This window comes from Siphonobacter sp. SORGH_AS_1065 (assembly GCF_030818595.1).
In the GTDB taxonomy this organism is placed as follows: Bacteria; Bacteroidota; Bacteroidia; order Cytophagales; family Spirosomataceae; genus Siphonobacter.
In genome coordinates this window covers 1-25,652 of sequence record NZ_JAUTAM010000002.1, presented here as the reverse complement: position 1 = coordinate 25,652, position 25,652 = coordinate 1, and the positions used below count along the sequence as shown (strand labels likewise).

Annotated in this window: 14 protein-coding genes; 3 read left to right on the top strand and 11 right to left on the bottom strand. The window is 39.9% G+C overall.

All coding sequences use genetic code 11. The annotated features are described in order from the left end of the window. Positions 1-2 precede the first annotated feature (2 nt). Positions 3-1,292: a WcaI family glycosyltransferase gene (locus QE390_RS00665; RefSeq protein WP_307140668.1), complete on the bottom strand. Its 1,290-nt coding sequence runs from the start codon at positions 1,290-1,292 to the stop codon at positions 3-5. A gap of 338 nt (positions 1,293-1,630) precedes the next feature. Here QE390_RS00665 and QE390_RS00660 point away from each other — a divergent pair, with 338 nt between their 5' ends. Next, the gene (locus QE390_RS00660; RefSeq protein WP_307140667.1) at positions 1,631-2,260 is read left to right on the top strand and encodes a response regulator transcription factor; all 630 of its coding nucleotides are present in this window, start codon (positions 1,631-1,633) and stop codon (positions 2,258-2,260) included. A gap of 631 nt (positions 2,261-2,891) precedes the next feature. Here the strand turns inward: QE390_RS00660 and QE390_RS00655 are convergent. The 3 genes from QE390_RS00655 to QE390_RS00645 form a co-directional block, all read right to left on the bottom strand. Next, positions 2,892-5,891, bottom strand: coding sequence for a two-component regulator propeller domain-containing protein (locus QE390_RS00655; protein ID WP_307140666.1), 3,000 nt, complete (start codon positions 5,889-5,891; stop codon positions 2,892-2,894). 835 nt (positions 5,892-6,726) lie between these two features. Further along, positions 6,727-7,278: a DapH/DapD/GlmU-related protein gene (locus QE390_RS00650; RefSeq protein WP_307140665.1), complete on the bottom strand. Its 552-nt coding sequence runs from the start codon at positions 7,276-7,278 to the stop codon at positions 6,727-6,729. A gap of 44 nt (positions 7,279-7,322) precedes the next feature. Next, positions 7,323-8,171: a glycosyltransferase family 2 protein gene (locus QE390_RS00645; RefSeq protein ID WP_307140664.1), complete on the bottom strand. Its 849-nt coding sequence runs from the start codon at positions 8,169-8,171 to the stop codon at positions 7,323-7,325. A 2,024-nt stretch (positions 8,172-10,195) separates the two neighbouring features. Between QE390_RS00645 and QE390_RS00640 the strand changes: the two genes are divergently transcribed. Next, entirely contained in the window at positions 10,196-11,623 is a 1,428-nt protein-coding gene (locus QE390_RS00640; RefSeq protein WP_307140663.1) for a replication initiation protein, read from the top strand. Between the two features lie 34 nt (positions 11,624-11,657). Here QE390_RS00640 and QE390_RS00635 read toward each other — a convergent pair whose 3' ends face one another. From QE390_RS00635 to QE390_RS00615, 5 genes are all read right to left on the bottom strand, one after another. Then, complete coding sequence (locus tag QE390_RS00635) at positions 11,658-11,948, bottom strand: hypothetical protein (protein WP_307140662.1); 291 nt, start codon at positions 11,946-11,948, stop codon at positions 11,658-11,660. Positions 11,949-11,967: 19 nt separating this feature from the next. Next, entirely contained in the window at positions 11,968-12,636 is a 669-nt protein-coding gene (locus QE390_RS00630; RefSeq protein ID WP_307140661.1) for an AAA family ATPase, read from the bottom strand. Positions 12,637-14,811: 2,175 nt separating this feature from the next. Further along, positions 14,812-15,453 (bottom strand): LuxR C-terminal-related transcriptional regulator, encoded by a 642-nt coding sequence (locus QE390_RS00625; RefSeq protein WP_307140660.1) that lies wholly within the window; start codon positions 15,451-15,453, stop codon positions 14,812-14,814. A 429-nt stretch (positions 15,454-15,882) separates the two neighbouring features. Then, the gene (locus QE390_RS00620; RefSeq protein WP_307140659.1) at positions 15,883-17,766 is read right to left on the bottom strand and encodes a T9SS type A sorting domain-containing protein; all 1,884 of its coding nucleotides are present in this window, start codon (positions 17,764-17,766) and stop codon (positions 15,883-15,885) included. A gap of 83 nt (positions 17,767-17,849) precedes the next feature. Then, entirely contained in the window at positions 17,850-19,127 is a 1,278-nt protein-coding gene (locus QE390_RS00615; RefSeq protein WP_307140658.1) for a hypothetical protein, read from the bottom strand. Between the two features lie 1,708 nt (positions 19,128-20,835). Here QE390_RS00615 and QE390_RS00610 point away from each other — a divergent pair. Then, positions 20,836-24,825: a hybrid sensor histidine kinase/response regulator transcription factor gene (locus QE390_RS00610; RefSeq protein WP_307140657.1), complete on the top strand. Its 3,990-nt coding sequence runs from the start codon at positions 20,836-20,838 to the stop codon at positions 24,823-24,825. A gap of 119 nt (positions 24,826-24,944) precedes the next feature. Here QE390_RS00610 and QE390_RS00605 read toward each other — a convergent pair whose 3' ends face one another. Next, on the bottom strand, positions 24,945-25,385 hold the full coding sequence (locus QE390_RS00605) for a type II toxin-antitoxin system HigA family antitoxin (RefSeq protein ID WP_307140656.1): 441 nt from the start codon (positions 25,383-25,385) through the stop codon (positions 24,945-24,947). Position 25,386: 1 nt separating this feature from the next. Continuing rightward, positions 25,387-25,652, bottom strand: a 266-nt coding sequence (locus QE390_RS00600; protein WP_307140655.1) for a type II toxin-antitoxin system HigB family toxin, incomplete at its 5' end; no start/stop codon positions are given.

The window sequence follows — 25,652 nt, the reverse complement described above, 5'->3', positions numbered from 1 at the left end:
TATTAATAAGGTTGTGAATGAGAATCGAATCCCTCAACTACCCCATCTAAGGATAAAGGAATGCATTTTCCAGAAACTAGCTCAGATAAGTGCTCTTCAAATTGTCCTAATACTTTAGCAGAATCAAGGTGTTCTTCAGCATAAGATCTGGCATTACTACTGAATACACTTAAATCATTTGTAAGTGCATATACAATACCTTCATATAAGGCTTCAATAGAATCAGGTTCTATCAAGATCCCCATATTAAATTCATGAACAACTTGATACAGAAAACTACAAGAATTTGCTGCTACAATAGCACACCCTCCAGCTGCGAAAATACTTCCTAGTTTTGAAGGCATAATTAAATCTGACGTAGAGCCTTTTTGTAATACTAGATGAATGTCAGCAATGGCCAATAATTGAGCTAGTTTATCATAAGGCTGAAGAGGGAAAAAGCGGATGTTAGGTGCATTGGCTGCGAGGCTAGTTAAGTGATCTTTACTAACACCAGAGCCTACCACTACAAATAAAACCTCAGGTTGATTAATAAAGCTGTGTGCAACCTTAACGATATGGTCCAAATTCTGCTTTTCTCCAATGTTTCCTGAATACAGAATAACCTTATTATTGATATCTATTCCAAAAAAATTTCGTAAAGAATGTTCTTTAGATATCGGCTTTATTACATGTGTATCTACACTATTAGGATATAAAATTATTTTATTACAAGAAATACCTTTGTTTAACAGTTTCGAGGCCATTCCTGACGTAATCGTGGAAACTGCGTTACTCTTCCTTAAAATATACCCTTCTAGTTTAAACATCGAATTTAATAAGAACTCAGATTTAATAAGTTTTAAATCTTTTGCCATATCTATTTGTAGATCTTGCACATGAGTTAAAAACTTAGAACCTTTAATCTTAGCTAAAATGAAGGCTGGTATGCCTAAGTGGAATGGGGGAGATACATGAATAACAATATCAAAACTTGGCTTAAACAGAAGCTTAGTCAGTATAGGTATTGATGATAAAGCAAAAGACCCTTCATGGATAATACGCTTAATGGAGGTTATCTTTTTAGGTACATATAATGGTACTCTAAAAACTTTAACTCCATTGATAGTTTCGGAGTGCCAAAACTTTCCTTTGTAGTGCTTATTAATTTTCCATTCCGGATAATAAGGCATAGCTGTTACAACAGTTACTTGATGACCTTGCTGAGCTAACCAACTTCCTAAATCACCTGTGTATTTACCTATTCCAGTAAGCTCAGGCGTATAGTTAATACCGTAAATTAATACATTCATCACTTGTAATAATATTATCTTATCAACTTTATAAATTACGATAACGACGTATATAGCTTATGTATATTAAACTCGTATGATATGTATTCTTTCATAGGTGGGTGGATGAAATAAGTGGATATAATAAAAACATGATTGATGTTTGTTAATATCAATCAAAACTAATACTTTAGCACAAAGTAATATTGTATTTTATTAAGCGGCAGCAGGTAAATTTGGGTTTTATTATACAATAAATGAGATCATTTATCAAACTTATTTGATATAAAATACTTATTCAATTATTACTGGTTTGATTATATTTGCGAATTACTAATTTTCATATACAACATAAACGTATGTTACGCATATTAATAGTAGATGATCACTCCATTGTTAGATTAGGAACAAAGCATCTAATTAAGAGTATACTATCAGATTCAATCATAGTAGAGTGCGAGAATTTCAAACAGGTAATAGCTACTTTGAAAAATCAAAAATTCGATTTTGTAGTCTTAGATATTAATATTCCAGGAGGTAATAGTATCGGTATGATTTCTATTCTGAAAAGAATAAACCCATCACTTAAAATCATGGTCTTTTCAAGTTATGATGAAAGATTGTACGCTCTTCCTTACATAAAAGCAGGAGCAGATGGGTTTTTGTCGAAGGAAGCTTCTAATGTAGATTTTGAGATTGCCGTTAAGACTATCATTAATAATAAGAAGTATTTAAGCGATAAAGTAAAAGATGAAGGTATAAACAGGCTTTTGAATGGTAATACTGTTAATACTAATTCCTTGGAGTTATTGTCTAACCGAGAAAAAGAAATTGTTCAATTACTAGTGGATGGCAAAAGTACTTCAGAGATAGCTAATACTTTGAATATACATATATCTACTGTAAGTACCCATAAAGCTAAAATATTTGAAAAACTAAATGTCACGAACACGCTACAGCTTAGTAAGCTTATACAGCTAAGCAATTAATATACATTGATATATGTTAATATATATGCTTAAATTTAAATAATTGAGCTAATACACTGAGGCGACACTGCTGTTGCATAATTTAAGATAGATCTGATTGAAGTAATGAGTCGTTAGCTACCCTGATTTTTTAAATAATCAATTACGGAATAGTGTTTTGAATTGGAACATAACTGTTTTGATTATACCCTATCTATAATTTTCCGTTCGTAATTTCCGCTCAGCGATGGTGGCTTTTCTCTAGCCACTATCGCTTTACTTTCCGAACATTACATAGATTTTTAGAATAGGCTTCTTCCTTCACCAAATCAATGTATTTGAGTAAGGGTGTGAGAATAGATGTATCACAGATCTCGTTAGAGGGCGAGTAATGCAGGAGAAATCGTAAACAGCTTCATCAAATCCAGATGCACTTTCTGCTGGCTATGACGCAGGCGTCATGTATGCCTCCGCGATTTCCCTTCTTTCTATACAGGGTAAGGCCCATCGAGTCGACTACTATAAACTTCACATTAGTTTTAGAGCAGGAAAGCGGAGTGGCAAGGTCCCTACAGGAGGCTAGATCTAAATCAAGCTGGCCAGTAGGGACCTAAGTCTGTCGAGACCTTAGTTTCAACAATTTATGATAGACTTACAAAGTAGGAATTTCCAATTCCCAACAAGTACCACTATCATTAACTATAATTTGGGCTTTTAAGTCAAGTAACTTTACCAGCTCCCTAATGATTACAAAACCGAATCCTATTTCATTCGACCCAGAAAAGTCATCAAAATTATTTGCAGAACTATGAAACCATTGAACGATTTTAATAGGTATACCATCACCGGAATCTGAAATGGACAATTTAATACTATCTTCTTTCTTTTCAGTAACTACCCTAATAGTTCCATAGTAAGTAGCCTTCACCGCATTATCCATAATATTATGAATGATGATCTCTAACTGAGTGCGATTAGTTTTTACGATCAAATCACTACTGGGGAGCCAGTCGATGTGAGTTTCATTGGCTCCAGCTAAAGGTTTAAAAAAATTTACTTTAGCTGTTAATACTTCAGATAAATCAAAAGCCTGTTGCTGAGGATTACTAACCTGAGCTTGAATAGATAGAAGTAAATTGTTTACTAACTCATAAGTATGAAGAGTAGATTCTGCGATAGCCTCACCGTAAGTGATAGACTCAGAAGAGGCCTTGCTCGAAGTTAACTGCTGCAACAAGCTTTTAGCAGCTTGATAGGTGTATTTCAGTGGTGTACGGATGTCGTGATTGATCACCTTTATATATTGATGCTGGATCCAGATTTGGTAGTTAAGGTTCCTGGTAAGTTGGTTAAGACGATCAAAAGCGGTTTGTAATTCATGCGTCTTCTCAGCAATGCGTTTTTGAAGTAATGTGTTTTTAGTTTGCAGTATTCTTGAATTTAGTTGAATACATAAGTAAACGATACCAAAGGCTATGAAACCACAAAAAAGGTAAAATAAAGAAGTTTGATACCAGTAAGGCTTTACAATGATTGTTATCTTTTTTTGTATGTAATCCTTCTCAAGAACATTATACTTCTGTATAACTAGCTGGAAATGGCCAACAGGAAAATCTTTAAGTAATTTTACTAGTCCTGATTCGTTGATATGCCAACTGAAATCTAGTACCTGATAACGATAGCTTACATTATAATCGTTGCTAAATAATGGAGTAACTAGATTAAATTCGATTAGATGCTTTCCCTTGTATAGTATTAGTGTATCATTTATAGCTACATTCTGTTCATCTACCTTCACATCCTCTATAAGAAAAGGGTAAATATGGATAGGGTTTCTAAACGTAGTAGGGTTAAAGAACACAATTCCTTGTAAGGATGGAAATGTAATATATCCACTAGAGAGCCTTAGCCCACATGGCTGACAACCTCCATTAAACTCATTGGTCAAAAATCCGCTATTCCGATCATAATATTTGAACTCTAGAGAATCAATATTATAATTAGCATAGTCAAGTAAATACTGCTTACGAGTTTGGAATAGACCTTTATTGGTAGATATCCAAAAAAATCCCAGGTCGTCTTCGACAATACAATGAGCGTTTAATAAGTAATCATATCTATCTCTAGGAAAGCTAGTAATACGATTATTCTGGATTAAAAATATACCCTCTCCATAAGTACAAACCCAAACTTCTCTAGGATTTGATATGTATATACTGTTTATATGTATGTTATGAAAATGTTTAAATGCAAACAGCTCATTTGTAGCTAATTCTAATTTGAATAAGCCTGAATTTGTACCAAGCCATAGGGTATTTCCATATTCTTCGAGTAGAAAAGTAATGTCTGGACCTTTGAAAGGAGTATGAATTTTTAAAGAAATAGGCTGTGCATTTAATTGGATCATGTAGATACCTACATCTTTAACAGCTACCCACAGACACCCATCACTACCTTCATGAAAGGCAGTAATTACGTCAGAAAAAGTATGTTGAAATACTATATTTTCGCCTAAAGGATTGAGCCTGTATAAAGTTTTGTTGTTCTTAGTCCATATGTATTGCTTAAAATCTCTTACAAAGTGTGTTTTAGAATCTCCAGTGGCAATCTTCTTTAATAAATGATTGACTGATTTATGACGAATTCCTAACAGATTACCCTGCGGAGTTAGAACACTGAATTTATCAATTTCTACTTGGCTGTAATAAACATTATCAGCTCCATCGGTAGGCACTTCTAACGTACGGAAATATTTATTCGTTATTACATATAAGCCATTCGTTTGACTGCCTAGTAAAAGAGTTTGAGTTAGAACATCGTAATAGAAAATATGTATATTATTCTTTTTACAATCAAAGGTATTAGTTACTAAATGCACAGTTAGAGAATAATCAAGCGAAATATTAAGTATAAATATTTTATCTTTCGTTGAAACTGCTACTTGATTTTCAACAGGATTCCATAGTAATTGATAGGATTTGCCAATTTCTTGGAAGAACTTGCTTTTTACAAAATATTTTTGCTTCTTTAGATCATCCCATATGAAAAAACTTCCTGAGCAATCAAGACCGCAAATTTTTTGACCAATTGAAAAAATTTTTATATTAAAGCTTACACTAAATAAATATTTTAATTTTTCTGATTTTTTTTTTACAAATATTACATCGTCTTTTCTATAGTAGATATTATCTCCTATAGTAGTAATGTATAGATAATCGTGATTATTATAATTGAACGCTATTAAAGAATGAGGTATGGTTACTGAAATAAGTTTTATATTTTCTTTTTTTTTTATGTTTATTGGTTTTACTTCAGATTTTTTAATTGAAAAAAAATTATTTTGTTGATTGTAGGCATATAATATGTTTTTATTCTTTAACTTAAAAAAGGATTTTATTCTATTTTCAGTTTTACTAGTAGCCCCTCTATTAAAAACCTTCAATTTTTGACCATCGAATCTAACTATTCCATTTTCTGTGGCTAGCCATATAAAGCCATCTTCATCAGTACCTATGCTTTTGATACTATTCTGCGGAAGCCCATTGTTATCCGTATAATTGACTATATTTTGCTGAAATGGATCGGTCTGTTGTATTTTAGCACTAGCATTAAAAAAAAAAAAACAAATAAAAATTAAATATACAACTCTCATGTATTTGTTATTAAAATACTAAAAAAGACCAATTATGAGCGTTAAATGATAATTTTATAGATTAGTTGTGGGTGATAATCGTAAAAAACAACTATATTGCTATAGCAGGATGAATTGGTTAGGATCCAAGTAAGATTACTCGATTTTTGACGATACTATCTTTTGATAAAATATGTTTAAAAGATAGCTATAACAGGTATTAATAATGTATTGATTTAATAACCAAAATTAGATTAGTTTAGTATGCGAATACGATTCAAAAAAAGAGTGAATAATCTATTTATTAGATAAACCAAACTACAAATATAACGTATGATAGACTATTTAGAGTCGTCGGCTTTAACAGTAATGTTTTATTATTGAGCTACATCTAGCTGGTTTTTATGTTAAATATATATATTATAAATATATATATATTTAACCCTTTTTGAGATTAAATAGTGATTTTATTATCTGATAAATTAGGTGATATTTAGAGGAATAAATACACTGATATAGGCGGTCAGTAGATCCACAAATGCTTAACGTTTGCCTACGGAAGCTATCTTATAACTAAGGACTGATAGCTGCTGATTTTTAAAAATCAATCTGAAAGATAGGTTATGTATAAAACGATTATTGTAAGTATATTACTGTTATTAGTTAGTTTTTAACTTAATAATTGAGTAAAATCAATCAGATCGTTTTTTGTTACTAGGATTAATAAAACTTACTATATTTTATAGAATCATAAGATAATAGATTGAGACTGATATAGTTAATTACCTCAGAAGTATATCAGCTTAATTGTATTATAATCTGCATTACGTTCATTTTATCTTTTATGTCTCCTTAGTTAATGACGAGTGCCAATTTTTTTAGCTGGTACGCCTGCCCAAATCTCGTAACTTGGTACAGAACGAGTAACTACAGATCCGGCACCTATAATAGCTCCGTTATTTATATGGACACCTTTGAGTACGATAACATTACATCCTATCCATACATCCTCTCCTATTAATATAGCTTCCTGATAGCAAGACTGGTTTTTGATTAAAGAGTTTGGATCAAATCCATGGTCATGATCGATAAATTTACAACCAGAAGCTATCAATGAATAACTACCTATCGTAATGCCATCTGTAATATTAAATTCACAATTTCTTCCTATGAATACTTCATTTAATATGTTAATGGATGGAACGTTACTTAATACACCTTCGTATTTAAAGACGCAATTAGGCTCAATCTTACATGTATCTCCTATCGATATTTGATTATAATGATTTGCATAAATTATTGGCAATACATTTCTTCTACCTATTTTCATACCCATCAATTTATATCCAAGATGATAAAAGTATGATTTTAACTTTCTTATTCTCCAGTATATTTTATTTGTATTCATATAATTTTTTCAAACACAAATACTATTGTAAATTTATTAGTATTTTACTGGCGATCGTTTAAAATTTCATTGTTGATTCTTAATTCATTTATTTTGCAATAAATATTTAAGAAATACCCAGCTTTAAGCTTAGCAAAAATATATCCCCTTTTTCCATCCAGGAAGCCCTTCATGAAAAAAAAACTGCCTAAGAAGTATAAATTACTTAATAATGAAGTTCCAATTAGTAAGTATTTTATTTTTTGAAAAATGGTCATTTTTTCTCTGTTATTTCTAGAGTTTATACTGTTGTAGTATAAATAAGCTTCCCAATTACTGTATTCGTTATGTTTATGTAAAAAGTGAGAAATACCTCTATCGTAGTAATGATCTATTTTACTCTTTATTATGCCTATTTCTCCCTCGACAAGAAGGTGTTCATGAATTTCCATGTCTAAATTAGACCAGTAGTTTTCTTCAATTTTTTCGTATAACCCTAATCCAGTTTGAAACACCGCTAGCTTTCGCAAAGGGTAACCGCCTTTTAATTTTTTACCAAGAAAGAATACAGAATATTGTAAACGAAATCCTCTTTTATTCGTCCCTTTCAGCGTTTTTGCTAGCTCAACTTTAAATTCTTTGGTTAACATTTCATCTGCATCTAGAAACATTACCCATTTTGTTTGTATATTATAGTTCTGTAGAAACCAATTTCTTTTTTTAGGATATAACCCATTCCAATCAAAGTTTAATAAAGTTACGTTTGCTGATTGAGCTATTGCCTGAGTTTTATCCGTACTATTTGAGTCAATCACTATAATTTCTTTAGCAAAATCGCTACCTATACAATCTAGGCATTTTTTTAAATTTTCTTCTTCGTTCTTAACTGGTATTGCAATGGTGATATCAAGCATTTTAATTTTATTTCTATAAGCACTTCATTTTACAATCAATATTTTTTATAAAATGAAGTGCTTGTTCGTATACTATTACAGTAATAAATATATTTTGAAGTTACTTAAGATATGTAAGTTAATACTACGTGGATTAATAGCTTTTTGCTTGCAAATAGCTTTAAGTAGTTGTTGCCATTGTATATATTAGTTGGTAGCCACATAATTAGAAATGTTCTAAGAATTATAATGATGGATATAGATTTACAATAGAAGCGTTTATTTTCTTTATCAAACATATTGATCATACCATATATAGTCTAATAACAGGTAAATAAAAGCTTTTACTATAGCTTTTATTTACCTGTTATATTTTATAGTTCTTATTTAGAACGGTATAAGTTAAAGATGGGGTTAATTCATAACAGTAACAAAATAGTTTGCCCTTTATTTTGAATAATCTGTCATTAGCAAATGTAATGGCAGGCACCTTAAATTGTAAATACAATTTATTTGAAATGAATATAGAATAAATTTTGTATTTGATAATTTGTATGGATTTTCTTTAAACATTTGTTTATTTATGAGTTTTATTTTTATGTAAATTATTAACACTAGTAGGTAGTAATAGTCATTAAAATATATGTCGTTAAAATCTTTAATTATTTTTCATTGATTCGATGGATGGTAAGCGTATAATCAGAAGGGTAACTAATTTTGGGATTAGACCTACTAAGTCAATTCCCTGGGATTGTACAAACCTTTGAGAAAAGTCAGTACGCATAAATTATGTAGCATGATAGATTATACCAAGAGACAATATCGGTGCCTATTAGCTATAGTTTTAGTGATATAAACTCGAAACTGTTAAACTGATGACATCCTCCAGCCTGGAGTAGATCGGGGCTTGACGGTAAGTTTAGAGGTGAAATATGAGGTACTTACCACTCTACTCTCTTCAGATACTTTTGAGAAGTGACAGGGAACACGCTCTAAAGGCTATACTTTACGATGGAATACAGTAGCAACGAAAAGGAAAAATGACCTAACAATTTGCTTTTACATTCGATGGTAAGGTTCTAGGAATTATCGATTGAAGCTAGACAACCCATACTGCGAAGTTTGAAACCTAGGAACAGATGTTCCAGATTGCCTGAAATGTTGACAGGAATGCGTTAAAACTTACCGATTGAGTATTATGGACGTTTGCGAAGAGGATAAGCGTTCTGGAGGGGCTTTACACCTGCAAAAGAGAAATCTCGGCAGCTATTATAAAATTATACCATGCCGGTTACACGGCTTTGAAACTTCCATTTGAGATCCTTAGCTCAAGTGATTTAAGAGAATCTTAAAGTCTGTTTTAGAAGCTGTCATTGATGAATAGATTATAATAATAATTATAACGTTACTAAAACGTTATAATTATTATCAAATAAATGAATCCTCTCGTTTTAGAAATCTTTCTATTTGATTAAATCTATTTTCTTCGAAAAATATGTCGCCGAATAATGATTCAATACTACTATAATATTCAATCATTATCCATTTTTAAATCATTCAGCGACATATTTTTCGAAAAAGTCAAAATCAATCAAAAGATTTTGACTTTATTTTGATTTATATTTTGATATCTATTTTGGTCTTCGTAACTAATTGATATACAGAAACTTACAAGGCATTCGGCGACATATTTTTCGAATTCGGCGACATATTTTTCGAATTCGGCGACATATTTTTCGAATTCGGCGACATATTTTTCGAATTCGGCGACATATTTTTCGAAACAAAAGATATTATTGTGGATAACTTTCCATTTAGGCAATTCATTGGCATACAGATCCCTAACTTGAGTTGTCTTAGCTAAGGCATTTTCGGCGACATATTTTTCGAAAAATATGTCGTTTATAAATTTCGGCGACACATTTTTCGGTCATTTGATCGTTTCATTTATCTTTGGTACTTAATTGATACTTACATTACGGCAATATTAAGTCGTTGATTATCAGATACTTGTTGTTATTTTCGGCGACATATTTTTCGAAATTATGGCAAAAATTTCAAAGCCTCTTTTTGTTGAAGAAATTCGGGATACTACTCCTACGAAGAAATATGTGCAGATTAAAGCAGGCAAGGATGGTTTGATCGAAGCTCAAAGTAGTTTCTCTATTAACGAGTATCGCGTTTTCTTCCACCTGCTGGCAATGCTCCACCGGGATGATGATGAATTTGCTTTACAACGCATCAGTATCACTGAAATCATACGGGAGAATGGTTTACACGGGTCAGGCCTTCAATACGATCTCCTGAGGGAGGCAGTGTTCAATCTATCGCATCGTACTTTTTCCCGCATCGGAGATATCGACGGAAAGCCGTATAAGATTACCATTCCTGTGCTTGACAAAAAGGCAGAGCCTTTACTGGAAGATGATAAAACACACATTCTGGTTCGGTTCCATCCTGATCTGAAACCTTACCTGTTGCAACTCAAAAGTGAGTACCTGAATATTTCTACTAAATATTTGTATCTGCTATCTTCACCGTATGCAATAAAACTTTACATGATTTTAAAGCATCGGCTTCGCCAGCAAACTACTTATCCCAAGTATTCCGTTGACGAGCTCCGGTTCATGCTTTCGGTTCCCAAAGACTCCTACAAGAAGTATTCTGATTTCAAGCATAGGATTCTCCTGCGTTGTATGGACGAAATAAATCGGGAAACGGATATTCAGATCCTTGATATTACGGATGTGAAACGGCAGCGTGTGACACACACCGTTTGTTTTGTACTGGAGGGTAAGCCGACACTAGAGCTGACAAGTTCGGATGAGCCAGAGGATTTTCTTCCTGATCCCGATGATTTGGTTCCTGAGGACCCTCTGTTTACTCGCCTGAAAACGTATTTTGTTTCTAAAGCGACTTATCAGGGCTGGGTTGACAAGTATGGCCCGGATCAGGTAAAAAATAACCTGGAACTGGGATTTGATTATCTCGAACAGCGTAACGATATCAAAAATCCGGTTGCTTATCTGGCCAAAGTAGTTGCAAGCAAGGAAGCGGCTACCCGGAAGAAAGCGAAAGGCGAAGCTTCGCCCGTCGTGCATACGGTTTCCAAACCTAAGGTGGAAGATTCGTTAGAAATCGCTCGGAATACCTTACGTGACTTGTATGCCAATCGCATCAATGAGGTAATGGTATCGGCCTTAAGGGATGTTCAGGAATCGCAAAACTTTATTGAGTTTGTAAAAGCCTTGAGTCAGCAGGAGCGAATTCCCGTTCACTTAGAGATTGCTATTACCATTTTTAATAAACTAGCTATTACGCCTGCCACACTGGCCGAACAACTGAAAGATGGTTCGGGAATGATACAGGGTTTAAAGCTTTATTATTTCCAGCAGAAACACCCAGAGAAGATAAAACAAATTCAGACTACTTTCCAGCCGCTGGCTGATAACTTGGGATTTTCTCTGGACTAATGAATAAGGCTCGATGATTCGAGCCTTATGATCTTTATTTCGGCTTGGATGTTGATTCCCGGGCTAGTTTCTCTTCAATGGCCGTCAGAATGTAATGCGTAGCTCCTAATCGCTTTAAAATCGGGTCTTTACTGATGGCCTGGTCGATAGCCTTCTTCTGGTTTTTGGGAAGGCGTAAGGTAAAGCGGTGTATCGCGTCCGTATCTTCCTGCTCAGCAGTTTCAAGGGGCGTCGCAGGCTCCACATTCAACGTCGGCGATGTCCCTCCTTTCTGGATGAATTGTTCCTCTAATTCAGCCGCCGACATCAGTGTAGATTTCGGCATGGCGAGTCCTGGTTTCTTTTTAGCCATTGCTTGGTGTAGGTTGGCCAGCCCTTTCCAGAACCAGCGTCATTAAATCGGCAAATTCTTTCGTAGCTACTTTATCGGCAGGCTTGTATTCGCCAATGCCGAGCCCCTGCACGGATGAATGCACATAAACAATTCGATTGCCTAGTGGAGCATTCAGATACTCAATGTCAGTAGCCTGTTTCAACAAGTTCACACTGTCCTCAATGTAGATGGATCGGGCTTCTACCTTATTCAAAAACGCCATCGCTTTCAGACCAGGATTAAAGGTGTGAATTTCACGAACCATGTGATCGACTTTAGCCAGACTCCACATTTCGAACATATGCGGAACTAACGGAATTAGATACACGTCGGAAGCTACCAAAGCAGAACGTTGAGAAGTAGTGTCCCTCCCACCCGTGTCAATGACCACATCCGTGTATCGCTTAGACTGGTTGCGAATGTGCGTGTGAATGGTTTCTCCATTCATCTTGATCGGATTATATCCCAGATTTCCTTCCAGCGTTTCATGTCTGAAGGTTGAGAAATCCCAGGCCGTTTGCTGATCATCGGCATCGATGAGTAAAACGTCCCTGCCGAGCTGGGTAAGATAGATGGCTACATTCGTAGCGATGGTAGTTTTCCCTGTGCCTCCTTTGGTACCTCCTACTGTAATGACCATGATAGGTATTGATAGTTGTAGACAGATTGAAGACGTCTTGTGTATGTCTTAAAGACGTCTTTAAGACACCAAAATAAGGAAATGATTTAATTGATTCCAAGCACTTTATCCAGTTTATTGTTCTTTGACTTTGATCAGTCATACATCGGGATTTAAAAAAGTAGTTTAAATGATATAGTAGGTTTTGAGGCATTCTAGAGACGTCTTACGTATGTCTATAAGACACCTTATAGACGCACTTTTATTAGCAAATAGGTTATGTAATATTGAAAAAGGAAGTATGGATAAAAGTTGCCTAATAGACGTCTTACAGACATACGTAAGACGTCTTAGTGACGGACGCGAGGTGTCATGATCATTTTTCAATTAAGTTCTTTGGAAAGGTGTTCAAAGAAGCAATTCAACATCCAATAGGGTTATTTCAGAAATTGCTTTGAATCTAGTAGCGAACGCTTTTCACTCAGTAATTAATCTTTGGTTTTTACGATGCTGTCTAGAAATGAGAAATAGGGAGGCTGTGCAAGTACCTTATTTTTTATCTACTCATTATTATTACCCTTGTTTGTGTGCGACACAGTCGCGAACGAACGGGTACTTACTCCTATTGCTATCTTCTTCCCACAGTCATCCAGAGCGAAGCGAAGGGCCTATGTCATAGGGTGGTTCTCTGCTCTCGCAGTCGCTCGGCTCTGGCCGAGTGACCACTTAGCTGTAGGCCTCTGGCCGATAGGATGCAAACCAATGGATACTCACTAAAAATGCTTTTTTAGATAAAACATCGCCAGAGCCGAGCGACGGCAGGGAGCCGTTGAACTTCAAAGAGCAGCCAACGAAAAAGCTAGCCAGCATCGCTGGTAAAAATAACGTATGTTCCTTTTCCCTCTGGTGCGAGATGCCATCTCGTTCCTAAGATAAGGCAGGTTCTATCTGCCGTTATCCCTCAAGCTTATCATCTTAAATGAAGGAATGCCCTCCTGTTCTCAATCGAATTGTACAGATTTCAGAAGGTATGATGCCTAGTGGGTTTCTACAATTATAAATTTTAGATAGGTTCTAATTCGGTTAAAGAAAAATAGATTTTGGTCTCACTAACAGGGATTTATAGTTTCCATGAGACACCTTTAAGACGTCTTAGGTACGTCTTAAAGGTGTCTCATGGATGTCTTTAATAATGAATGGATAATCGTCACGAAATCTTCTCTGAAGTCAACTGTATTTGTTAAGCTAAGTAAGGTCCTTCGCTTCGCTCTGGATGACAGGCTAGAGGTATAAGATAACTCTCCACCAATCCTCTTCATGAGAGGAGAGATCTTTAAAATAGGCCCCCTGTTGCTCGTCCGCAATTGTATGCGGTGCTGGATGAATGCTTCGGCAACGCAGCCTGACAGAGAATGAACAATATTATCTGTCTTTACTTTACTAACTATCTCTTTACCGATGTCATCCAAAGCTCTTTCTTACTTATCAAATTCACTTGGCTTAAGAAAAGATTTACTAACTCCATTCCACGGAAGATCTCTTTCTACATTCGAGATGACAAATGGGGCATACTTTCTCTATTTCTAGCTGTCATCCATTGTGAAATTATGGAGCTTAGTGGCCTCCCTATTCTTAATGGTGAAGGCGTAATAAGTCATAATTTCCAGTAAAATTTCACAAGTATGACTTTGACATCCATCTAATTAAGTTTAAATAAAATCAATTTGTATCCTGATCTACAATGTTTTGCATTAATATATAGACATCTTTAAGACACCTATTAGACGTCTTAAAGATGTCTAATAGGTGTCTTTGACGATACCTTCATTGTGGATTGTATACAGTTCATAAGCGTCATGAAATCTTTCCTGGCTGAAGGGTACGGGAAGATCAGTAAGATCCTTCGCTTCACTCTGGATGACAGGCTAAGAGATATAAACGCTTAGGCCCTGATTGGATGGCGATTCAAAGAAGATGGCAGATTCCAGCAATTTACAGATCAATGAGCCCAAGCGAATTGGGCTCATTGATCTGTAAATTGCTTATTTGTAGAAACGACTGGTTAGTATGAATAAGGGAAAGGCCTTCGCCTACCCGCACAGAATCGTCGCCATGAGAATGGAAAATCCTGAAACACTCTGAAAGGATGAGTGGCCTTAAGCCCTAGAGAATTCTTCCAATAATGCCAAGGGGGATTTAGTGAGGTTTGAGGATTTTAGCCAGGTCGAGGATGTTATCGACGTTGGTTTTGCGGAATATATTTTTCTTGACGGTGCTGATGGTGGGAGCCTTGCGATTCATGAGCTCGGCAATTTTGGAAACGCTCATGCCTTTCAACAGATAATCGGCGACGGTGTTTTCCATGCGGCTGAGGATGACGGTTTTTTTAGTGGGGTCAGCAAGCCGGGTCAAGAGCAGGTCATAGACCAGGTCGGTATTGATGTAGAGCTGGTCACTTTGGAGCTGCCGGAGGCAGGCCTCCAGGTCGGTGGGGGTAAAAGTCTCGGGCAGGTAGCCCTGGATTCGTCCGTGAAAAAAGGGCAGCAGCGAACTAATGGGATTACGGTAGCCGTACATGACCACTTTACAGGATTTGTTATGGAGGCGAAAGGAGTCCAGGGACAGGGAGATCTGCTGATCGGAGCAGGCATGGGCACTAAACAAGAGCAGGTCCAAAGGAGCATCGCTTCGCTTTTCTTCGAGCTCGGCCCAGTCGCTGGCTTCGAGCACGGTGTGGGCATCCCTTTCCAGAGCCTGTTTGAGCCCGTTGGTGAACATGGGCCGGTTGTCGAGGATGGCAATGGTGAGGGGAGGCAGGAGAGAGGAATAGCCAGGCATGATGAAAAAAATAAGTAGGGTTGGGGATGAGTAAGCCCTAGTTGGGTGACTAGAGCGAGGGCCTACGAATTAGGGAAGGCCCTGTTTAATGTGAGACAATGTTCCAGCATTTTCTTAGAAGGGAATAGGGATAAAATTGCCTAAATAGTACTAAAATCTTGTCTAGGTTTAAAAAATAGGGCTTTAATGAAAATTTGATGGTAAGTGGGGAGGACGATAAAGAAAAATAGATAAATAGGCTTTAAGTAGAGAGGATATTCAGGTTTGTATAGGGGCGTGGCTTGGAGACCTAAAAGGGCTTGGAGTGAAAGAGCCACAAATCAGGGGGTTACAAAAAGAGCCTCGCCGATACGACGAGGCTCTGGATACTGGAAAGGTGAAAATAAAAGTACTTGGTAGGTAAGTATAGAATAATTTACCTGCGTTGCCTTAGCGGGCGATGAGTACTTTATGAGTATGAGCCGAACCATCCGTCAGCGACAGCTTGAGCAGGTAGACGCCGTTGGGGTAGGCAGTGACCTTCAAGCCCTCGGGACTCCACTCAGGGGCCGAGTAGAGGACTCGGCCCTGCCCATTGATGAGCTCGACTTTTCTAACTGTACTGAGCTCGACTCCGCCGAGTTGGAGCACGTCAGAAACCGGGTTGGGGTAGACCAAGGACTTGACCATGAGCTTGTCGAATTCAACGCTAACCGTCCGACTGAAAGCGAAGGTCTGATCCAGATCAATCATCTTGAGTCGGTAGTAGTTGATGCCCGGAGCCGGTTGAGCGTGGGTAAAGGCGTAGTACTTCATTGAAGTACTGCCTCCGGCGGCTTTGACTTGACCCAGGGTCAGCCAGCGTTCAGCGTCGGTACTGGTTTGAATCTCGAAGCGGTCGGTATTCTTTTCCACCGAAGAAGCCCAGGTAAGCTGAGCCACGGTGTTGATCGCTTTGGCGTTGAAGCTGACCAGAGTCACGGGCAGGGACGCATCAGCAAAGGGCACGGTCACGGTTTTGGGATCGGAGGCCACGCCGGCATTATCGATGACGGCATAGTCAAAGGTAGTCTGGGTCGCCCCCGGATCGGTAGGATCGACACTTACCTTGGAGGGATCGAAGTTAGGAATGGTGGTGGTAGCAGCGATGGCAGAGACATCGTTAACGGAGCTCACGCGTAGGGAACCGTTGCTGAGGGTCTGGTTGGTACTGGCGATCGCGTTGCCGTTGTAGTAGAGGGTACCACCCGTAGCGGAATAGAGGATCACAGTCCGCCCCGTCAGGTTCGAGGCATAGCCTAAGGGGGCGTCTTCGCGGTCTTGACCGGTGAAGAGCGAGCTAGCCAGAGCGGCCTGTGCGGTACCGCCAGGATTAGGCGAGCTATCGGCAGTGGCGTTTTGGACCAGGGGCTTGCTGTTGATCCCGAAGGTGAGGGTCGTGACATTACCCGAGGGGTTGACGGCGATCACACTGGGCAGGGTATTGGTGGCTTCTACGCCGGAGCCGGCGGCGTTGTTAGTGCCGTAGTTTTCCCGGGTGTTGAGGTAGGGCATGGTTCCCCCATCGGGCAGGGAGGCTGCCGGAGCGTTATCCCCCGGGTTGGCCGTTGCCGTGTTGCTCAAGACGACCTGGTAAGCCGTGTTGAGGGCACCGCTAAGGGTATAGGCACCGGTGCTGGGGTTAACCGAGGCTTTGTCAACGACTTGATTGGAGGCATTGACCAGATAAACGGTAAGGCTGGAAGAGCCCAGGTTGGAACCTAGCTCGCCTGCGTCAATGAGGCCATTGCCATTACCATCCGAGAAAACCGTTCCCGAAAGGGTGCCAGTACAAGTGGCCAAACCTACCACAATGGGGCTGGCGGCATGGTAGCAGGAACTACTTTTGTAGGCCACGTAATAAGTAGTGAGGCTACTGGGGCTTACGGTAGAGCTGGCTAGTTCATTGTTGGCTGAAGCGGGCAGGGCCGAGTGGTAACTCAGGGTATAGCCTGTGGGCATACCGGTAGTCTCCACGTAATCGGCCAGATTGACCGACGAGGTTCCGCAGGCTCTGGTCACGTAACGTAAGGGAGCGGACTTGCCCATGCACCCGGGGCTGCCGGGAATGGAATAAGCGGCGTAATAGAGTCCGGCAGGGGCACTGGCGGCGTTAGCTACCGCAGTGGTTGCGGCGGCATTGGTGTACCAGTTAAGGGTAGCCCCAGCCACGGGGGCAGTGGTGGTCGGATTATGATCATTGAGATTGATCGTGGCCTGACCCAGGACGGAAAGCGGGAAAACGGCCCACGCTAACCAAGCCTGAAAGAGGGGATGTTTGATGAGTCGGTTCATTGTGTAATGGATTAAGTACATGTTCAGTAATAGAGGCTTTCTTTTGTAAGAAGAAAGTGAAAAGCTACTACAGCGGGCACGTACTATTTGAGAACCGGTGGAACAACCTGTGGCGTACATTTATCCAGCGTCCAGGTATTACAATTGGTATTGACTACCTCGTTTTGGCTTAGGTTGGCCGTACAGGTATTCGAGCCCAGGCTGAAGGTAAGGGTACCTAACGCAGAGCCATCGTACTGAACGGGGATTTTGAAGGTTTGTACACCCGTGGTGGTAGTAGATACACTTGTTACGCCATTATAAAGGCTAAACCCACTGCCGGAAACCGAAACGGGGAAGGAGCCTGCCGTAGTGACGTTAGCCGTCACAATCAGGAACATCTGGTTAGGGGTGCCTTGCACGGGAGCTGGACTAACCTGTGTTTTAGGACAATCGACGCTGGCTGCGGCACATGGAGATGGATTTGCAGTCACTGCTTGCGAGGCCGGAGAGTAGCAATCACTTATGTTGTCGTAGAAGAAAGCATAGTAGGTTTGCCCGGTAGGTGCCGCAGCGGGATTACTAACAGCCGTACCGGTGTGATTACTATTGTTAAACCACACAAGTGAGGTGCCTGAAGGTGGAGTGCCGGTATAAAGACTGCTTAGGTTGACTGTGGTTGTTGGGCAACTGTTCGTTACCGATGTGCCATTAAGTGACGGAGCCGTACTACCTGCCGTACACGTTAGCGAAGTTGGTCCCAGGCCGGCCAGCCAGATATCGGGAATGTCTCTATATTGAGGGGCTCCAGCTTGACCAGATTGGTAAATTTTAGCTGGAATATCGCCATAATAGGTACTATTAGTGTTGTTGGGATTAGTAGTATATCCTACCACTACATAGCCGCTACCGGATGGGACGATGCCGGTAAATTGGTCAGAGTAGCTACTGCCATAACATTTCTGCCAAACGAGTTTTGGGCGAAGTGCATTACCATTATTTGGGTCTGCTACTATTACCGAAGGGTCAATCTTCATGGCCCAGCCGTCAAGGTTGAGTCCTAGATGATTAGTGTCGTAACTGTTATCACCGTAACTGTTATAGCTATACTTATGATCGGTTATATCACCGTCTGGGAAATTGTTTTGTGAATTGGAAAACCCTACCATTATACACTTGGTGGGGTCGGGGTCTTTTATCATACCGAACAAAACAGTACCAGCGTTATCCGCATTATTTGCACCATAATATCCGGACCACTTCAGAGTGCCTGGTGCCGCCACATCCGCTACAAAGCCACGCATGATGGTTCCTAACCGCTCACTGGCCATTATCATATAAGAGCCGTCGCTCAACCGGTTAATAAGACCAACTTGAACCATGTTACGGTAGGTGAATTGATATGACCACGTTATGCTGGGAGAATTTCCCGAGCCTAACTGAACCACCCGGTAACATCTATTGTAACTATCCAAAACATGTGTACCCAAAAATGCATAGGTATTGTCGGGATTCTGGACAATATCGAATATTTGAGTGTCTGATCCATAGCATTTGTTCCAATTCAAGGCTCCAGTTGAAGCGTTTATACTGAGCATAGCAGCATTGAATCCGTAAGACCCTGCCACATATCCATCGCCGGGATAGATAGAAGAACTGATATATCCCCCTACTATCAAAGAGCCGTCAGTGGACTGGAGGATGGACTGTCCTCGATTGTCCCCGGAAGTGCCGAAGCACTTGGACCACATAACGGTAGGTGCTGTGGTAGCATTGGCCGGAGCGTTCAGCCTGACCACCCACATAGCTGCATCACCAGGAGATGATATAAAGCTGTTAGTGGGCACATCTCCGGTACCGCTGGAGTGAGTATATCCTGTAAATGCGTAACCACCGTCGCTTAACTGGATGATGGAAATAACATTATCATTCCCACCACCCCCATAGCACCTTTTCCACTGAATTGTGCCGTCTGCGGCCATTTTGATCAGCCAGGCATCCATTCGCCCATGAGCACCACAGTTCGCCACATCATAATCTATTGAGGCTGATACGGTTGCAATCAAATAGCCCCCGTCGCTGGTTTTGATAATACGGGGAAAGCCCTGACTTGTCATATGTCCAATCCCTGGGGTACTCCCGAGCCCCTCTGCTTGCGTCCCTCCGTACAGTTTGCTCGTTGTAACCGAAGGGGCCTGTGCGTGTACGCCGGCCATGATGCCTAGCCACAGACAGAGCACTGTTAATGCCTTGGTTAGGATGCCTTTCAGTCCAGGTCGTGCGGCAGCGTCCGAACGGGCTATCATAAGTAGATTTTTTTTCATGATTTTCAGTTTGATCATTGTTTAAATTGGATTGGTTATGATATGAATTGGTTAAAGTGCGAGAAAATTGCCGGGGAGGGATGGGCCTACACCAGATGAAAAGACCACAGAACCTGCTAATCGGTGCAGAAGAGCCCAAGCCAATGTAAAGGGGATGTACAAGTTTGGTCGATAGTTTTGTGGATTATGAGACGGAAAGGAATACGCTGCCAAGCCGCTGAATACTCTTCTTGTCGGGCTTACCGAAAGTGGTAATAACTAACTATTTTTACTTATCAGATTATTACTACTCCATCAATAAAAATTCAAGCAGGCTTTACAAGCATTAGTACAGATCACTCATAGATTCTAGCCCTGGTTCAGGGCATAAAATGATAGCTTATCAGGGTAAAGAAGCGTATCTACGACCCTTCTATACAGATGGCAGGAATGAATCTATTTTAAATTATCAATAGATAATAGTTGCAATATTCAGGAAAAGTCCAGGAAGTGATAGGCGAATATTTTGCCAGATAGGAGTATAAATCTTGTCAAATAGAAATAGCAAAGGTTCGGGTTCTTTTTGTGTAAAGAAATTTTAGAAGTTTGTCTATAGAAAATCTTTTTATTTCTATCGTAGAAGTTCTTCTAGCCGCCCTGTTTAAAATCAACGAAAAGTATTTGTAATTAAGAATTGAAAAAAGATAAGGCGGTTAGCGTTATTTAAACTTGATTATAAATATTCGTGCACGATGAGTAAAAATTTCCAATCCCCAAACTGTAAACTATGCAAGTACACAAGTACTTTATTCTCTGCTTATTTGGTTTCTTTTTAGTAGCTCATGTATTGAGCGTAAACGCTCAGGTGTTCCGTCATTTTTCAGAAAAAGACAAAGCCCCCTTAACAACCGTTTTAGGCATTACTCAGGATAAGCAGGGGTTCATGTGGTTTGCTACCACCCTGGGCTTATATCGCTACGATTCACGAGTCTTTAAAAAGTATCACCTTCAAACGTCCAAAAAAGGTTTTACCGATTACGTTTTGGGCGTTTTCTGCGATTCAAAAGGAAGAATATGGGTGGGTAGTAAAGGAGGACTGAGCTTACACGTTCCTGAACAGGATTCCTTCTTAACCTTTCTACCCCAGGGGTTTCCATCGGATGCAATTTTTTACTGTATCTATGAAGATCGTGAACATCACATTTGGGTGGGAACATCAAAAGGATTGTTTCTGATAGACGAGAGGCAAGAGCAGCTTCGGTTGACAAACGTTTTCCCAAACAAAATACAAGGCAATAGCAAGAAGATACGAGGTATTTCAGAAGGTAAAAAAGGGGAGCTCTGGTTGGCTACGATGGATGGACTCGTTCGGCTTGAGAAGAAAGCAAAAACGGTAACGTTGTTCCGTCAGAAAAGCCATGATAATCTTTCCGCTAATGTTTTTTACACGGTACACTCAGAAGGGGATGTCTTATGGGTAGGTGGAGAGGATATTACCGGGTTAGTTCGGTTTAATACGAAAACCGAGCAATTTGAGGAGGTCAGAAATTACAAAACTACCAGTGGAACCAGAACGACCGTTTACGGAATCTTGAAAGATGACCATCAGAAGCTCTGGTTAGCAACCCAGGCAGGCTTAGCTAACTATGATCCAGCGACGGAGAAAATCCACTGGTACGTCCATGAGCCAGAGAACCCGTATTCTCTTCCTGACGATGTTTTGTATTCCATTTATAAAGATTCGCAGGGAGGAATCTGGCTGGGAGCGTATTATCTGGGCATCAGCTATTTTAACTCTAGCCTGCCGGAGTTCTCCCGGTGGCCCGCTTCTGGCATTTTGCGGCAGTCGTCAAAAGATTCCTGGAATGGGGCTACGAAGGGAGGGAAAGTATGGTTTTTTGGGGGCGATACGGGTGAAATGGTAGTTTTTGATGAAACGCTGACCAAGCCGATTTTAACCACGAAAGTACACTTAAAGAACTCTACGAATGTGTACCGTTCTTTTTACCTGAGTGACGAAATGGAGTTTTGGTGCGGGGGTGTTTCGATGCTGACCCGGATCAACTTAAAGACCGGAGAGCAGAAGGACTTTCCTTATGTATCTGAAACCAATGAAAGTTTAGGTAAAGGGAGAATATACGGTATTCATGAAGATAAAAAGGGAAACTTGTGGGTAGCAGGTGTATTTGGTTTACTCCAGTTCCACAAAGCCACCGCTCATTATACGAAGATTCCCATTCGTACTAGTCCAAGTACTATCATGGAAGATAAAAAGGGTAACTTATGGGTAGGGGGCAAAAACTACGTGTTTTTATTGAAAAAAGAATCGTTACCAATAGATGAGTTTTTTGTTGGAGAGAGCTTAAGCTCCGTATATCGAATCATAGAAGATCGCTTGGGAAGAATATGGATGGCAACCGGCGAGGAGCTCCAGTCTTTTAATACCTCCCAAAACAAGTTTGTGGTACTGCCCATTTCAAAGAAGGTGATCGAGATTTTAGGCATTATAACTGATATTCAGGAAGATGATCTGGGTTACTTATGGATTAATGGCGAATCAAAAATGATCAGATATAACCCAGAAGATGGCAGCATGCAAACGTATGGTTACCGGGATGGTTTGCCATTTAATGCCATTTTTGTATTGAATAGTACGGTTAAGGATCGCCAGGGTAATTTTTATATAAATACGAATAATGGGGTCTTGCGACTGAACCCTACTCAGGTATCCGTTCATAAGCAGCCGGCTCCGTTACTACTTACGTCTTTGAAATTGTTCAACGAAGATGTTTCCGAGGGAGATTCAACGGGTATTTTGAAGGAAGCCATTAGCACTATTCCTAAACTGGTTTTTACACATACTCAGGATATTTTCACACTTAACTTCGCTCTTTTAAGTTACCTGAGATCAGAGGGAAATCGGTACGCCTATCAATTGGAAGGTTTTGAGAAAAAATGGAATTACGTAGAAACGCCCTCCGCAACCTACACGAATCTCCCCTCGGGAGAGTATACCTTTCTGGTAAAGGCGGCTAACGGCGATGGGTACTGGAATTCGGAACCTCTTCGGATCACCATTGTAGTATTACCCCCCTGGTGGCGAACCTGGACGGCCTACGTGCTCTATTTTCTGCTCCTGATAGGTTTGGGATATTTAATCCTTCGATTTTTATGGTTACGAAACAGTGTGAAAAAAGAGAATGAACTCTACCAGGCCAAGCTGGATTTCTTCACGAATGTTTCGCACGAGATACGGACGCACCTTTCCCTGATTAACGGTCCACTGGAAAAAGTGTACCAGGCTCTGGAGGCCGATCCGAAGAACAGGAAGGATCTGGCGTACGCAAAAAACAACTCGGAGCGGTTGATGAAGCTGGTGAATGAATTGCTGGATTTCCGCAGGATGCAGAAAGGGGCAGGCCGTTTGCAAGTAAGTGAGCAGAATGTGGTCAAGGTATTGAAGACGACATTATCCTCCTTTGAACACCTGGCTTCAGAAAAGGGAATTCGTACAGAGCTGGTGATTCCACCCACACCCGTGAGAGTCTGGATCGATCTGGCTCAGATTCAGAAGGTATTCTATAACCTGTTGAGCAATGCCTATAAGTTTACCCCGGAGGGAGGAGACATAAAAATAATGGTCACCGAGGACGGCGAAAGTGTGTGGATTGAAGTAAGGGATAATGGAATGGGGATTGCACCAGAATACCTGGGCCGCTTGTTTCAGAATTTCTTTCAGGTGAACAGTAGAAGCAATACGGGTTATGGCATTGGACTGGCGTTATCGAAAGAAATTGTGGATCATCATCAGGGGGAGCTTACTGTTAGAAGTAAGCAGGCTGATGGAGATCAACCGGGAGAAACAAACTTTACGGTGCGATTACTGAAAGGAGAGGGCCATTTCCTGAAATCGGAACTTCGGGTGGAGAATGAAAGTCCCTACGCGGAGCAAACCCCTGTAGATGCGGAATCGTCCGTAGTAAAAGAGAAGACCGTTTTGGAGTTGGAGAAAACCTTATTATTAATTGAAGATAACGAAGAACTCCGGGCCTTTACGGCAGAGACGTTCCGGGCGAGTTTCCAGATTATAGAGGCAGACAATGGCGTGGATGGATTGAGAATCGCTAGCGAGCAACTACCAGATCTGATTATATGTGATGTAATGATGCCAGGCTTAAGTGGACTGGAAATGTGTAAGCAGTTGAAAACGAACATGCTGACGAGTCACATTCCCATCATTCTATTGACTGCGAGAGGGACGGTTCCGCAAGTCATTGAAGGCTTACAAGCGGGAGCCGACGACTACCTGATTAAGCCATTTGATTTTCGAGTGCTGGAATTGAAGCTGCAAAATTTGTTGAAGGCAAAAGAAGTACTTAAACAGCAACTTCTGGAAACCCTACGGGAAGAGAACGGTAGTCAGGTTGAAGAAAAAGAGATGCTAAGTTTAGCTGATCAACTAAACCAGGAATTCATTGATAAACTGAAAAACCTGGTGCTGGAGAATGTATCAGATATGGATTTTGGAGTGAACGAAATAGCGTATCAAATGGGAATTAGTGTATCGGCCCTGTACCGAAAACTGCGATCTCTGACGGGTTTGACCGTAAACGACATTATCCTTGAAGTTCGGATGAAGCAGGCGTATAAGTTATTGGAAACTGGGGTTTACCATGTGAACGAGGTGGCATTCATGGTAGGTTTTGGAAACAGCCGTTACTTTAGTATCAAGTTCAAAGAGAAGTACGGAATAACACCGAGAGAAGTTAAAAAATAAACGTATATTGAATATCGTTATTTTTGAATAGAAAGCAAATGAATCAGGACCATGCTCAATTCCGAATGGTCCTGATTCAGGGTCTTTTATACCTTACTTCCGGTGGATGAACTCATCCATTAGGCTACCTCTTTGGTTGTATTCATGACACTTGCATTTTTCAAGTGACTATTTTCAGAGACCTTCAATTTATAGGGCCGGTTGAAGGCTTCCTGAGAAACTTTAAAGTAGCTGGAAAGTACTCGGATAACTTCTTTCGATAAACCCTTTTTATAATGAAGAATATCAGAAACCAGCCCTTTACTGACACCTAAAATCTCAACCAGGTCTTTAGCCTTTAACGATCTTTCGCTCATGAGTGAAGTGAGTAACTCAATGGGATCGGCTTCTGCTAATACGTCCTGTTCTTCGTCCCACTTTTCAATGAGATAAGTTAGTAGTTCAATTTCATCCTGTACAGGCACACTCTGGTCAGAACCGTCTACTAACGCTTCCAATGCATGGCAGTAATCCTGGTACTGCCGCTCTGATTTGATAACCTTATATTTTAGCTCTTCCATCCTAGTAACGATTAACGGTATACTGTTCATTATTCTTACAAAGTTTATCATAGTCCGCATGCGTGCCGATCCAGCAGACAAACAGATGAACCTGTCTTTCACCAAAGGCATACTTGCAAATGATTCGGTAGTTATTGCCGCCCACATCAAAGACCACGCGATGAGATCCGTTGCCTAGTAAATCCGCTGCCCCAAAAGTATCCTTTATGTTTTCTGGACTTTCCCAGTCTGCATATTTAATAGCAGTTAGCCATATCCTGAACGAAC

Coding starts and splice junctions, on each gene's coding strand:
- QE390_RS00610 (WP_307140657.1), top strand. CDS start 20,836: ATGCAAGTACACAAGTACTTTATTCTCTGCTTATTTGGTTTCTTTTTA.
- QE390_RS00605 (WP_307140656.1), bottom strand. CDS start 25,385: ATGGAAGAGCTAAAATATAAGGTTATCAAATCAGAGCGGCAGTACCAG.
- QE390_RS00665 (WP_307140668.1), bottom strand. CDS start 1,292: ATGAATGTATTAATTTACGGTATTAACTATACGCCTGAGCTTACTGGA.
- QE390_RS00620 (WP_307140659.1), bottom strand. CDS start 17,766: ATGAACCGACTCATCAAACATCCCCTCTTTCAGGCTTGGTTAGCGTGG.
- QE390_RS00615 (WP_307140658.1), bottom strand. CDS start 19,127: ATGGTTCAAGTTGGTCTTATTAACCGGTTGAGCGACGGCTCTTATATG.
- QE390_RS00645 (WP_307140664.1), bottom strand. CDS start 8,171: ATGCTTGATATCACCATTGCAATACCAGTTAAGAACGAAGAAGAAAAT.
- QE390_RS00655 (WP_307140666.1), bottom strand. CDS start 5,891: ATGAGAGTTGTATATTTAATTTTTATTTGTTTTTTTTTTTTTAATGCT.
- QE390_RS00650 (WP_307140665.1), bottom strand. CDS start 7,278: ATGAATACAAATAAAATATACTGGAGAATAAGAAAGTTAAAATCATAC.
- QE390_RS00660 (WP_307140667.1), top strand. CDS start 1,631: ATGTTACGCATATTAATAGTAGATGATCACTCCATTGTTAGATTAGGA.
- QE390_RS00625 (WP_307140660.1), bottom strand. CDS start 15,453: ATGCCTGGCTATTCCTCTCTCCTGCCTCCCCTCACCATTGCCATCCTC.
- QE390_RS00630 (WP_307140661.1), bottom strand. CDS start 12,636: ATGGTCATTACAGTAGGAGGTACCAAAGGAGGCACAGGGAAAACTACC.
- QE390_RS00635 (WP_307140662.1), bottom strand. CDS start 11,948: ATGCCGAAATCTACACTGATGTCGGCGGCTGAATTAGAGGAACAATTC.
- QE390_RS00640 (WP_307140663.1), top strand. CDS start 10,196: ATGGCAAAAATTTCAAAGCCTCTTTTTGTTGAAGAAATTCGGGATACT.